The following is a 12,922-nucleotide window of genomic DNA, read 5'->3' as shown; positions in this document are numbered from 1 at the left end:
AGCAAGTATTAAGGCTAATTGGTATAAAACCAAATGGCTCGCAATGACCAATCACCCACTAAGCAATCTACGCTAATCACACTCAAAAGGAATAACAATGCAACGACAAATGATTACTGCCGTATTGGGTTTGGCCTCTGGTCTGGCAATGGCGCAGGCACCATTAACAGAAAACCAAATGATGGAATACACCAGTAAGGTGAGTAAAGCAACTATTGGTAAGAAGTATGATCTACATTTACCACTCGTATCGCAGCAAAGTCCCAGCATAGCTAACGCTTCAGCTGCAATTGTCCAGACAGTCTCCCACCCTGGCGCCAGTTATATCAAGCTACACTTTAAAAACCTGAACCTTGAACAAGGTGGCAAACTCATTGTGCGTTCAGAAAACAATGCCGAATACTACGCTTACAGCCAAGACAATCTTCGTGCTGCCACCATCGACCCTACGATATCTGATGATGGCATAACACAATTTTCAGCGATGTCGGTGTCTGCTGATAAGGTCATCGTTGAGTATATCCCAGGTGCAGGTAAAACCGATAAAATCCCTGAGATCGATTTTTACTATCATGGTGTTGAAGGTCAAAACTATCTTGAGAGTGCAACCGATGTCACTACTCTATCTACCTGTGGTGCCATGGAGCGTAAAGATGTACAGTGCTGGGCGCAGTCACACCCAGTGGAGTTTGAGCGCTCACGTCCTGTGGCTAGGCTATTAATGAATGGTAGTGGCTTATGTACGGGTTGGCGTGTCGGGGCTGATAACCGCATGTTTACCAATAATCACTGTGTTGGCTCTGCATCAGAGCTGGCAAATACTGAGGTCTGGTTTAACTATCAAAACACAAGCTGTAATGGAAGCCAACGTGAAACGGTCGTTAAAGTGACGGGTAAAGACTTCCTAAAAACAGATTACACCCTAGACTATACGCTTTTCACCATTAATGATTTCGCCAAAGCACAGCCGTTTGGCTACTTTGGGCTTGATGTGCGCAACCCATCTCAAGGCGAACGTATTTATATCCCACAACACGGTTCTGGCAATCCAAAAGAGTTGTCAATTGAGTCAGACCAAGACAATAGCGGCCTTTGCTCTGTGAACCAAGCAAATGCCAATGGTAGGGGAGCGGGCACAGATATCGGCTATTATTGTGACACTATTGGTGGCTCTTCAGGCTCTCCAGTACTGGCAGCTGCAACTAACAATGTTGTCGCACTGCACCATTTAGGTGGCTGTACTAACAAAGGTGCCAAAATTAGCCTGATCTGGCCGCAAGTTTCTAGCCACTTCGGTGGTCAGATCCCGGTTGGGGATAATGGCACAACCGATCCCACACCAATCGCCTTGTTTACCTATAACTGTACTGACCTTTCGTGTAGTTTCGATGGTTCAAGTTCCAGCTCACCCGATGGTGCCATCACACAATATAGTTGGCAGTTTAGTGACGGTGCAACTGCATTAGGTGCGCAAGCATCACACAGTTTTACAGGTTCGGGTAGCTACAATGTTGAGCTCACGATAACGGACAATACTGGTGCAACGGCATCAACTAGTCAGCAAGTAACTGTGAGCCTACCAGGTGAAGAGCAAAAGCTTTTCAAAGGTGTGGCAAAAAGCAACTTGTCGGGAAGCAGCGGTAGTGAGATGTTTTTCTACTATGATGCACCGGCGGGGGTAAATACAGTGACCTTCAATATTAGTGGCGGAACAGGTGATGCAGACCTGTATGTCCTCAAAGGTCAAGAGCCAACTACCAGCAATTGGACTTGTCGACCTTACCGCTACGGTAACAATGAGTCTTGCAATTTAAATGAAGGGGCTGGTCGTTATTGGGTGATGATCCGTGGTTACAACGCATACTCAGGATTACAAATTGTCGCAGACCACAACTAATACCGTTAGTTACAATTGTAAACTGGTATAAATTGCAGTGTAAAGCACATAGAGCGGGGTTTGCCCCCGCTTTTTTGACTACAACTCGTACCAAACTCCGAGCCAAACTCGGTTTTCATTTGCCATGTTATGCCCTTCTACGCGACCAATACCAGCACTAAAATACAGATCGGTTAAACCCGCAGGGGCAAAATTTGCGGCTCTGCCTAACACGGTTTTTGATAATGATGATTGCATTTTTATCCCGTAGCTTTGCCCAATAACGCTACTATCAACTTGATGCTGCTTATAGAATAATTTAGGTCTACCTTGCTGCCATGAGGTCGCAAATTCGTAACCCAAATAGCGACTACCTGTGGCAAACAAATAAGGTAACATTGGCTCACTTATGGCGTTCAAACCGTGACTAACTGAGGTACTTGTCAACTGACCACCGCCAAGTGAAATAGGGAGACTATTACTATAACGACTATCAACCGAAGCATAGAAAGGAATATGCCACGCTTTTGCGAATAAGTTTACTTGGTAATCAAAGCCATTTAGCTCTCCCAACCATTGACTAGCAGATACATGCAGCGCAGTACCATGTTGCTGTGCATCCCAAACCAAATTGCCGTTTGCCCCATAGCGGCTGCCGTTCCAAACAGTGTCACCCTGTTGTATCCGAATTACACCAAATTCAGGCGTTACATTATTGAGTATGTCACCAAAACGATAGCTAGATGTGAGCGCAAATTGCTTAAAGCGAGCTTCATTCCCCTTTCCTAATATTGCATTGGATTGCTTATCCGGTGCGAGATCTTGATACCCCGCATCTAGCGTTGTTTTCCAATTATGTTGATGGTATTCAAGCTGAGCAAACCCTCCCAATAACGCTCCATTATTAATGCTTTTCTCAATCCCCAACTGCCATGAAAGCTGCCTCAACACATCTTGTCCTTTTAATGCCACGCCAACACTGTCAAAGGCAGCGCTGTGTAGTGCACCGGATAAAGCAATGGAGTAAGACTGTTCAGATGCCGAATACGCCACGGCCTCGTGTGCTGTTTGATCTATTTTCGCAGGTGGTAGTTGATGTTTATGCTGCGCTTTTCGCTCAGCATTATCGACGGGCTCCGATACCCGAACGACTTGCCAACGCGGTGAAACAATTTGCGCCAATTTGACGCCATCAGGAGCCGCATAACTAACAAATACCTTTTGAGAGTGTACCAATACTTGCTTGAGTGGCTTTGCGTTTTTCGGTAAGGTTTCAAGTTTGCGGCTCGACAAATCATAACGCATCACTTTCATATGACCTTCAAGCCCTGAGATGAAATAGAGTTTATGTTCATCGCCTGACCAATGTAATGCCGTTAGATATTGGTGCTGCTTTGGTAGATAGACAATATCAATTAAATTGCCTGTAAGATCTTCAACTACCAGCTGCCAACGTTTATTTGGAGACACGCGCAAATAGGCTAATGTCGAGTTACTTTCAACTAATACAGGGAAATCATAGACATCACCAAGTTTTGCTGTAGTGATCGGAGTCAGCTCGCCAGAATCCAGCGCTATTTTCATTAATTGAGAATAGCCCTGACGCGATACCTCAGCGATGATAGTATTCGCATCAATAATACTAAAACGGCGAATACCAGCACCACGGGTTAGCTGCTTTAATACACCTGTATCACTTTGCCACAAGAACAAATCATTGACGAAGGTATGCTCTGAAGTTGGTGTTTTTGCGACAAAATAAATGTGCTTGTCATTGAGCCATTGTGGGTGATAGATCCCACCAAAGTTATGAGAATTAAATTGTGCAAGACGCTTTTTTGGAAAGACTTCCGGTTTAATATCCGGTACGTCTTCTGGATCAGCAGCCAAGATGGCTTGATTGCGCATGTTGAATTGCTCAGCAGCTTCGTCATTGTCTTTAGCTTCATAAATCCCTAGTGTCACTCGACGGTTATGGTCTTGCTCTACCACTAAGAACCGGCTTCGATCCGGCGAAAACACAATATCTCTGGCATCAAATGAAAACGTCTGCCACAACTGGCTTGCTGTTGGTGGCAGTGCCAATTCTTGCTGCATAGCTTGATAACTGTACTCAACAACAAAGCGTCGATATAACTGATTGGCAGATTTTCCAAACGCGCCTCGAAAAGCAGTTTCAAAATTACGAGACTCAAGCGCTTGCACTCTTGTCCATACCGCATCGAGAGTCTGCGCACCATAATTATCTTCCAACCATGCTAAAAAACGTACACCCACTAAATACGCCATAGAATTAGAAAGATAAGATTTATCACCATTGTTTAACGCACCATAAGTCGGCAATGCACCCTGCTGCGCATAGTAGCGCACAACGCTCTCACTGTAGTTGTCGTACAGCCGTCCACGACCCGTTAGTCTTGACTCCAACAAAGTGGCATACCCTTCACTCACCCAGCGTGGTAGTACTGCATCCAGCAAGTCAGTAATATCGTGCCAATCACGCAGATGCTGACGCCACAGGTTGCGGCTCGGCTGAGAAAGGTGTACCAAATGGATATATTCATGCAAAATCAAAAGCTGTTGCCAGCTCGTGTTGTTTGCGATAAAGGAATCGGATTGGGGAGGCGTTGCCAGCAGTGCCATCATTGGTTTATCTGTGCTAGGTAACGCAAAGCCATTTGCCGCATTATGAGGGTCATAGATCACCACATCAGCGCGCTCATCCAATGCCCTCCCTTGCTGGGCTAGCACTTTCTCTCTTACAATTTCTAGTTCATTTGCCGCTGAATAGGCCCAGTGTTGCAATGAACGGGGATAGTGGACATTAAAATTATCAGTTTTAATGGTTAGCCATTGAGCCTGTGCACCAAAATTTGCCACAGCGACTAATACGACGAGTAGAGCACGCATAACCTGTCCTAAAACGCTTAGATTATGACTAGCTTATCAAGATATTGAGAGAAAAAGTGTGATTTTTATACTTGTTAGTCGTTAAGTTTCGTTATTGTTGCTGTGGCTGTGCCAGCGTTATAAACAGGCTGAGTACACCCAGAGAAACAGCAAATACAAAAAATATCACTGTCGTACTTAGCCCAGCTTGCCACTTTGCAGCCGCAATCAAAGTTGCGCTTAACAGCACCGCACATTTCGCTTTGGTTTGCCCTTGAGGTTGACAAGACTTGGAGTAACTATTCGCGACAAACATAAATGCACAAGCCAATAGGTAGGTGAATAGCATATAAAAGCTCCTTGCTGAGATTTCGAAGACAACATTCATTATATGCTAATGATAATTATTATCAAATAGAAAAGATCATTTTTACTTGTCCACCTGTCTCTGTATTTTCACACACCAGTTGTCCATCATGTAGCTCCACTATATTACGGCTAAAAGTCAATCCAATGCCTTGGCCAGCAGCTTTGGTCGAATAAAATGGTGTAAGAATATTATCCAAATTAGCAAAACCAGGACCATTATCAAGCACTTCAATAACGGCCTGTTGCTGCTGGTAATACGCTTTTAACGTTAATTGTGCCTCTGTTGTGCATGCCTCAATGGCATTTTTGACTAGGTTAATCAATACTTGCTCAATCAGCGCTTTATCTAGTTGTAAGCTACTCACAGTACAATTTACTTCGATGTCAGTTGACTCAAACAAGGCTGCCACCGACGATAGCAACATCTTCACAGAGATCGGCTCTCGGGTTAACTCTGGCGTTTGTGTGACTTTTGCATATTGGCCAACGAATTGCCGTAGATGCTGGCAACGCTGACCGATCACACTCAGCGCCTGTTTATCTCTATCATTCTGTGCTTTAGCCAGTAACGTTTGCGCTAAAGAGCTCACCGGTGTCAAACTATTATGGATTTCATGGCTGATAACTCGGATCAGGTGCTGCCATGCGGCCAGCTCTTGCTGACGCAGAGCTTTGGTAATATCTAACGCCACCAATAAAGAAAACTGCTTACCCTCTTGAAAAAATTCACTGCTGTGTAGCTGCCATCGCGACTGTTTTGTGGGATCTCGAAACTGCCAATGCCCATCCTGCTGCATTAGTCCAAATTGAGTGACATTTACGCCTTTACATTCTTGCCATGGACGATGATAAAGTGACGAAAAAGCGCCATTGGCATACGCCAATTTCAAGTTATCATCAAACATTAAAATGGGCGTATTTAAGCTGTCAATTAGCTGATAAATAATAAATTGTTGGCTATGATAACGACGCTTTTGAGTATGAAGCTGAGTACTTAGTGCCAATAGCCGTTGCTCAAACTCAGCAACCACACCTGTTTTATAGTGGGGCTTCATTGTTTGAGTAAAGTCGCTCTGTGCGATGGCTTCTAGCTGCCAATTGGCACGTGTGATAATACGCCGACAATGGGATAACACCCGCAGTTGTAAAGCGCTTAACAAGATAAAGACACTCGATACTATCACCCCGACCCATACGATGTGTAATGGAGACTGAATAAGTAATAGCAGCACAAGTATCGAGCAACTTAGGGTTAATACGGTACAATACCAGTTGAGCCGCTGTTCGGCACTAGTTAGCAGTTTTAAGGCCATACTTTTCTAACCGCCTATAAAGCGAAGAAGCAGTTAACCCTAAGGCTTTAGCCGCAACGGCGACGTTTCCTTGAGCGCGCTGCATCGCTTGCTCTATCATATCGCGCTCGACTTGTTGTAAAGTCTGTCCAGAACCACTCGGCACGATTGAAGGCGCATGTTTAAACCGTAATTGGCAATCGCTTAGCGCAATATAACCACCTTCAGCCATCAACACTGCCCGCTCTATCACGTGACTCAATTCTCGAATATTACCCGGCCAAGTATGTTCTACCAATGCCGCCTTAGCTTCATCGCTTAATTGCCTTACAGGTTCACCATATTGCTGGCTGTACTTGGCAATAAAAAATTCAGCCAACGGTACGATATCCCCATGTCGTTCAGCCAGTGGTGGCACCTCAATCACTATGGTATTAATACGGTAAAATAAGTCTTCTCTAAACTCACCGGCGCTAACCATCTGCTCAAGATTGGCATTAGTTGCGCAAATGAGCCTGCAATCCGCTTGTTGAGTTTGACTACTTCCAACGACTTCAAAACTGCCATTTTCTAAAACGCGTAACAATTTGGCTTGCAACGGTAGTGGGATCGTCACTATTTCATCAAGAAATAATGTTCCACCTTGTGCCATCGTAAAGCGCCCTACCCGATGCTGTTTTGCATCAGTAAAGGCACCTTTACTGTGACCAAACATTTCACTCTCAAACAAAGATGCAGGTACAGCGCCCATGTTAACCTCCACCCAAGGTTTTTGAGCTCGCTCAGAGTGTTGATGTAACCAGTGAGCTAAATGGCTTTTTCCAGTTCCGCTAGGTCCTGTCAATAATACTCGCGCCTGTGTTTTCGCAACTTTTTCAAGCTGCTTATACAGCGAGCGCATCACGCTAGATTGCCACTGGAACTCTGAGGTAGTAGGCACCTGTGACATGATATTCGTTTGCTTTGCCGTGATGGTGAGTTGTTGTTGTATTGCTTGTAGTAATTGCTGGTTATCCCATGGTTTTTCGATGAAGTCACACGCACCAAGCTGCATTGCAGATACAGCCAAGGTCACATTCCCCCAACCGGTAATGCAGATCACCGGCAGCGTAATGTGCTGTGACTGTAACCACTGTAAAAAAGCAATACCTTCATTTCCCGAGGTGGTATCGCGAGCAAAATTCATATCTAACAGCGCAAGGGCAATCTTGTGTTTAGTAATGAGTGTTTTAGCAAGCTCAGGTGTGTCGGCTTCAATTACATTAAAACCCTGATCTTCCAAAAAAAATGCAGCACTTAGACGAACTTCAGCGTTGTCGTCAATAACCAAGATGGTCGGATTTTCCATAGCAGAGTTTTTATTCTTTTATTGCTTTTGCGGAGCGAAGTTACTCCGCAAAGATTTCATTTATGCCAATTTACTGAACCTGAGCTCAAAAGATGTAATATCACGCTAGCTCGCAGTTCTTTCTTGATACAAAGCAAATTTGTGCGTCAATAGCTAAACAAATTTAACGCTGTAGTAAGAGGTAACAGCTGCTAGAGTTCAAGTTATTATCCCGAATTCAGGTTGCTCAGTTATTTGCTTAGTTAAGTGAGCTACTTTTCACCGAGGAAACCTAGTCGGCATCACCACTATCACTACGACCTATACATCCTTATGCTATTTAGTTTGTACTAAATAACAACATTTAATGTCGTTAGTGTTTGATTTAGAAGCAAAGCACACACAAACACGCGTTATAACCAGCGCAGCACCGTGCCTAGTGTATGACTTTCTCCAGGTGCCAACTGTACAGCATCGTCCATAACATTCGCAGCTTCCAAGCACAGCATGTTGTGGTACTCCTCGTCATTAAAATTACTTAGGCGTTGTGACTTCTCAATCCAGGGGTTCCACAATACACAAGAGCTAGATTGCTCACGTTTTACTTCAATAATTCCAGCTGGGGTATTAATCGTTTGTACTGCGCCCGCTTGGGTATAAACCATGTCTGTTTCGCGCGCAAAACTCACTATCTCATTTTGCTCATATGGGCCTTCACCAAATTCAATATACTTAGCACCTTGTAACCCATCCACCGTGGTGCTGCCAATCTCTGGTGTCGGAAAATAGGTGTGTAAAGCTTGTGTCAGAGTGAAAGGCACATCACCTGTATTCGTATTGGTCAGTCGCACAGCCAGTTTATCTGAAAGCACAAATTCAACTGCTAATGTTGATTGATGGGGCCAATATTGCGCTTCGACCAAGGTCATTGGCAAAGTGAGTTTTACGATAATTTCGTTGTCGTTTTCTATCACACTATCAGCACGCCAGACCAATTTACGCGCGACGCCATGGATAGGCCACTCAGCCTGACTATGCACGCCAAACCAAGGCCAACAAATAGGAATACCACCACGAATTGGTTTTCCTTCGAGATAATCTTCAGCCTCAGAAACCCAGATTAAGTTGCCTTTTCCAGCTGGTGTAAACTCCGTCAGCTGTGCGCCTTGTAAAAAAATCTTTGCCTGACACAGTGCACTGTCAACCCAGATATATTCCAGACCTGACTCTGTGCGCTCAATCGAAACAGAAGGTGATAGTTCCATGGTAATTCCTACGTCAACTCGATGATATGCTTACCTTACCACTTAAATACTGCGAGTAAACTGTTATCAATCATTTTGAAACTTATTCAATTACTTGATAATTAAATATTGCGTTATCAGGTACTTTTTGAGCGCAGGGAAAAGCCTTAAAATATAGTAAAAGCGGGTTACTATGGGCGATTAGAACCATTCAGCTCACCCATCCCCACTTTCAGCGATACACATTAAGGTTTGGATAAGAGTGAGCATACTCATGCTGTTTCAATCTATGGCGAATCACACCTTAAATTTGCCAACTAAATCGGTCAATGCGCTAGATAAAGAATGCAGCCTCACTCCGTTTTCATTTGTGTTCACCGCTATATCACTCACACTATCTGCGGCATTTTTAATCTCTACCACGTTGCGATTAATATCTTCTGCAACATGCTGTTGCTCTTCGGCTGCGGTAGCAATTTGCGTATTTAAATCACTGATATTCACAATTGCTTGAGTGATCTCGGAAAACTGTTGCTGTGCAGAGTTAGTCAGCTCCACTGTTTTTTCTGTGCGTGTGAGGCTGCGCTTCATTTCCCCAGATACCAACTCAGTCATTTTTCGCAGCTTATCAAGCTGTGATGCAATTTCTTCTGTTGACTCTGAAGTACGTTGCGACAAGGCTCTTACTTCATCTGCAACCACAGCAAATCCCCTACCGTGCTCACCTGCGCGCGCTGCTTCTATTGCAGCATTCAACGCCAATAGGTTAGTTTGCTCAGCAATGCCTCGTATCACGCTTAAAATAGACATAATATTTTCGCTTTCAGTATCCAGCTGCATAATATCTGAGGTCGCCTTGTTAATAACCTCAGATAGAGTGGCTACACTCTCTACCGATTCTGTAATCACACTTTGCCCAAGCTCAGAGGCTTGTTGCGTTTGACCAGCCAGCTCTGCGGCATTTGCACAACTGGCCGCCACTTCATTGGCCGTAGCCGCCATTTGGTTGATGGCTGTGGCAGCCATTTCCAGCGCTTGTTGCTGTTGACTCGTCGCCCCAGTGAGCTGATCAGACTGTGACGCGGTTTGTTTTGATGTTTCATTTACTTGCTGCGCACATTCATTTATTTGTGCCACTAATTCAGCGATTAAATTTAGGAATTGATTAAAACTAGTTGCGAGTTTACCTGTTTCGTCTTTGGTTTTTATATCTAGACGTTGGGTTAAATCACCTCCCCCTTGCGATATTTCAGTCAGTCCATCACTCACCTCTACAATAGGCGCTGAAATCAACTTGGAAATGTAATTGGCCAGCACCACAAAAATGGCAATCAGCACGGCGCTCAAGATTAGAATGGTCAGCGTCATTGCATTTGATGCTGCCATTACTTCACTTTTTTCAACTAACCCAATAAATTTCCAGCCAAGCTTAGGCGACGTATAAATGTTAGCAAAATAGTCTTTTTCGTCTATTTCCAACTCAAATAGACCGTCATTATTTTGCGCCAATTCGCGATAACGGCCATTTGCGATGTCATTTAATTTCTTAAACCGGTGTTCCGAAAACTTCGCATCAACTAGGACATTACCGGTATCCTCCACCAGCATTAAGTATCCCGTTTCTCCGAGCTTAATATTACGAATAATCTTGGTTAATCCCTGCAAAGATACATCCATGCCTTGCACTGCAACATTTTGGCCGTTAGCTTTCACGGCCTTCACCGTCGACACTATCACCATATCATCTGGCGCCCAATAGTACGCACTTGTGCGGATAGTATCGCCATTACCGCCCTGTCCTGTTTTAAACCATGGGCGCTGACGTGGATCGTAATTGGCATTTACTTGTCCCAACGGCCATTGAATATACCCGCCTTGCTGATTACCCATATAGATATAGGCAATGCCAGGGTGGGTTTTGCCAAAGTGCTCAAACAGGGTATATGCTGCGCGTTCACTCTCACTACCAGCCATTGAGTTGAGACGGCTTGCACTGGTTTTGTCCATATACGTTTGTACGCCTTGACGGGCACTTAACACATCAGGGTGGGAAGCTAGATAATCAACATTTTTTGCAATTTCATCAAAAAACATCTGAATGCCATTATCGACTTGGATCGCTTCTCTATCGCTTAGCTCTGAAAAAGTCTCAATACCCTGCTGCCTTGTTTGACTAATAATGAGCCCCGCGATAATCAGTAACGGCAGGGCGATTGCCACTGCAAACGATAGTCTTAACTTTTGCGATATATTCATGAATCAACACCATTTCATCGATTATAAAAATATAGTGATAGATACCTTATTGAGCAAGAATGACACAAAAATATGACTACTTGAGCAGCGATTATTGTTCGTTATGACCGCTTATCTCGGTGACTTTGGGGTAAAGCCTTCGGCATGTTATTGTAACAACTTGATAAAATGTCTGGGTCAGGTGTGATAACGCACTTTTCAACTCAGCTTTTTAATTACTAGACCATATATGCCATCTTCTGCAAAATTGGTTTTTATAGTCTATTATCCGTAAGAAGTTTTTGCGCTCAACCACTTAACAACGGGACAACTATGTTAAAACTTTCAACCATCTCACTGGGATTAGGTCTAGCACTAAGCACTAATCCAGTGCTTGCCAATAATTCAGAAATTGACCTATTAAAACGCCAATTGGCTGAACTTCAAAAGAAACTCACGCAATTAGAGGAGAAGGAACAAGCTCGAGCTAAGCAGGAAGAACTTGCAAAAGCTGAAAAAGCTGAAGCGCAAGATAACACCACAACCACCGTTGCCGCAGCAGAGCCAAAGCCAAGTATCAAAGTTGGCGGCGCCGTACGAACTAATTTCAGTCATACCTCATACGATGATGACAATAAAAATCGCGGCGGTGATTTTGATTTCGATATTTTCAGGCTTAACTTTTCAGGTAACGTAGGTGGGTTTGGCTTAAATGCAGAAATCCGCTTTTTTGACTACATGACTGCTGTAAAGTATGCCTATTTAGACTACGATTTCGCCGAGAATTGGCAAGCACAGGTTGGTATGACCAAAGTGCCTTTTGGCAATTCACCTTACAACTCTCATAACTGGTTTTTTAACACCACCTATTATATTGGCCTCGAAGATGATCATGATATGGGGGTGGTCTTTAAACGAAAAGTTGCAGATAACTGGCAGCTCGACCTCGGCTTTTTTAAAAATGACGAGTTAGGTGGCGTAGATGGTTACGTTGATGACCGCAGTGACCGCTATTCTTATGACGTCGTCGGTTTTCGTAAGGCGGGAGATGGTGTCTATGATGATCCCACTCAACCAATCGGTGAATACAATACGTTTGTTGGCCGCTACGCCTACCACCTTGAGCACAGCGGTGGTGTCACAGAAATTGGCCTCTCAGGATTAGCCGGTGGTTTACACGACGGTAATGACCGTGCCGGCGATTACCACGCATGGGCGCTGCACCTAAATAGCAATATAGGCCCTTGGAACTTGCAGTTACAGCATGGCGAGTACAACTACGATATTGATGACGTGAATCGCATGGCTGTGGGCGCTTATGCTTTCTATGACTCAATTGCAGCAGAAGCAACCATGTCAAATGTTAACTTAGCTTACAGTATGCCAGTTGAGTTTGGTCCTATTACCGATCTGCAATTTTATAATGACTTCGGTATTATTTATGATAAATCCGATAACACTGAAGATACATGGATGAATGTAACGGGCGTATCACTTGCCGCTGGTGCATTTTTTACCTATGTTGACTTAGTTCACGCAAAAAACCAGCCGTTTATTGGTGGCTCAATTGCTGGCGATAGCGATGAAACCGAGCGTCGCTTCAATATTAACTTTGGCTACTATTTTTAGCCGTTCATGGGACGCCAATAAAATTCACGCATAAACCTGCAAAAAGCGTGGTATTCAGGGC

General features: G+C 44.1%; 8 protein-coding genes. 2 read left to right on the top strand and 6 right to left on the bottom strand.

The features are described 5' to 3' along the window. The first annotated feature begins 97 nt into the window (after nucleotides 1–97). Nucleotides 98–1,897, top strand: coding sequence for a PKD domain-containing protein (locus tag HUZ36_RS16200; RefSeq protein WP_176033403.1), 1,800 nt, complete (start codon nucleotides 98–100; stop codon nucleotides 1,895–1,897). A 78-nt stretch (nucleotides 1,898–1,975) separates the two neighbouring features. Here HUZ36_RS16200 and HUZ36_RS16195 read toward each other — a convergent pair whose 3' ends face one another. The 6 genes from HUZ36_RS16195 to HUZ36_RS16170 all read right to left on the bottom strand — a co-directional run bounded on the left by HUZ36_RS16195 (nucleotide 1,976) and on the right by HUZ36_RS16170 (nucleotide 11,253). Further along, nucleotides 1,976–4,786: a TolB family protein gene (locus HUZ36_RS16195; protein ID WP_176033402.1), complete on the bottom strand. Its 2,811-nt coding sequence runs from the start codon at nucleotides 4,784–4,786 to the stop codon at nucleotides 1,976–1,978. Nucleotides 4,787–4,877: 91 nt separating this feature from the next. After that, entirely contained in the window at nucleotides 4,878–5,114 is a 237-nt protein-coding gene (locus HUZ36_RS16190; RefSeq protein WP_125250737.1) for a hypothetical protein, read from the bottom strand. 61 nt (nucleotides 5,115–5,175) lie between these two features. Next, nucleotides 5,176–6,447, bottom strand: a complete 1,272-nt coding sequence (locus HUZ36_RS16185; protein ID WP_147388975.1) for a sensor histidine kinase — start codon at nucleotides 6,445–6,447, stop codon at nucleotides 5,176–5,178. After that, entirely contained in the window at nucleotides 6,425–7,774 is a 1,350-nt protein-coding gene (locus HUZ36_RS16180) for a sigma-54-dependent transcriptional regulator (protein WP_176033401.1), read from the bottom strand. Before HUZ36_RS16180 ends, HUZ36_RS16185 begins: the two co-directional genes overlap by 23 nt. Before the next feature lie 392 nt (nucleotides 7,775–8,166). Continuing rightward, nucleotides 8,167–9,018, bottom strand: coding sequence for a D-hexose-6-phosphate mutarotase (locus tag HUZ36_RS16175; RefSeq protein WP_125250740.1), 852 nt, complete (start codon nucleotides 9,016–9,018; stop codon nucleotides 8,167–8,169). A gap of 276 nt (nucleotides 9,019–9,294) precedes the next feature. Then, nucleotides 9,295–11,253, bottom strand: a complete 1,959-nt coding sequence (locus HUZ36_RS16170; RefSeq protein ID WP_125250741.1) for a methyl-accepting chemotaxis protein — start codon at nucleotides 11,251–11,253, stop codon at nucleotides 9,295–9,297. A gap of 312 nt (nucleotides 11,254–11,565) precedes the next feature. Here HUZ36_RS16170 and HUZ36_RS16165 point away from each other — a divergent pair, with 312 nt between their 5' ends. Beyond that, entirely contained in the window at nucleotides 11,566–12,861 is a 1,296-nt protein-coding gene (locus HUZ36_RS16165) for a porin (protein WP_147388971.1), read from the top strand. The last annotated feature ends 61 nt before the right edge of the window (nucleotides 12,862–12,922 follow it).

The sequence above is a fragment of the Pseudoalteromonas sp. McH1-7 genome (assembly GCF_013366255.1).
GTDB classification, from domain to species: Bacteria; Pseudomonadota; Gammaproteobacteria; order Enterobacterales; family Alteromonadaceae; genus Pseudoalteromonas; species Pseudoalteromonas peptidolytica.
The sequence above is the reverse complement of the archived record's forward strand: the minus strand, read 5'-3'. Positions and strand labels throughout refer to the sequence as shown.

Excerpts from the sequence above, each read along its gene's own strand:
- HUZ36_RS16200 (WP_176033403.1), top strand. The coding sequence starts at position 98 with ATGCAACGACAAATGATTACTGCCGTATTGGGTTTGGCCTCTGGTCTG.
- HUZ36_RS16195 (WP_176033402.1), bottom strand. The coding sequence starts at position 4,786 with ATGCGTGCTCTACTCGTCGTATTAGTCGCTGTGGCAAATTTTGGTGCA.
- HUZ36_RS16190 (WP_125250737.1), bottom strand. The coding sequence starts at position 5,114 with ATGCTATTCACCTACCTATTGGCTTGTGCATTTATGTTTGTCGCGAAT.
- HUZ36_RS16185 (WP_147388975.1), bottom strand. The coding sequence starts at position 6,447 with ATGGCCTTAAAACTGCTAACTAGTGCCGAACAGCGGCTCAACTGGTAT.
- HUZ36_RS16180 (WP_176033401.1), bottom strand. The coding sequence starts at position 7,774 with ATGGAAAATCCGACCATCTTGGTTATTGACGACAACGCTGAAGTTCGT.
- HUZ36_RS16175 (WP_125250740.1), bottom strand. The coding sequence starts at position 9,018 with ATGGAACTATCACCTTCTGTTTCGATTGAGCGCACAGAGTCAGGTCTG.
- HUZ36_RS16170 (WP_125250741.1), bottom strand. The coding sequence starts at position 11,253 with ATGAATATATCGCAAAAGTTAAGACTATCGTTTGCAGTGGCAATCGCC.
- HUZ36_RS16165 (WP_147388971.1), top strand. The coding sequence starts at position 11,566 with ATGTTAAAACTTTCAACCATCTCACTGGGATTAGGTCTAGCACTAAGC.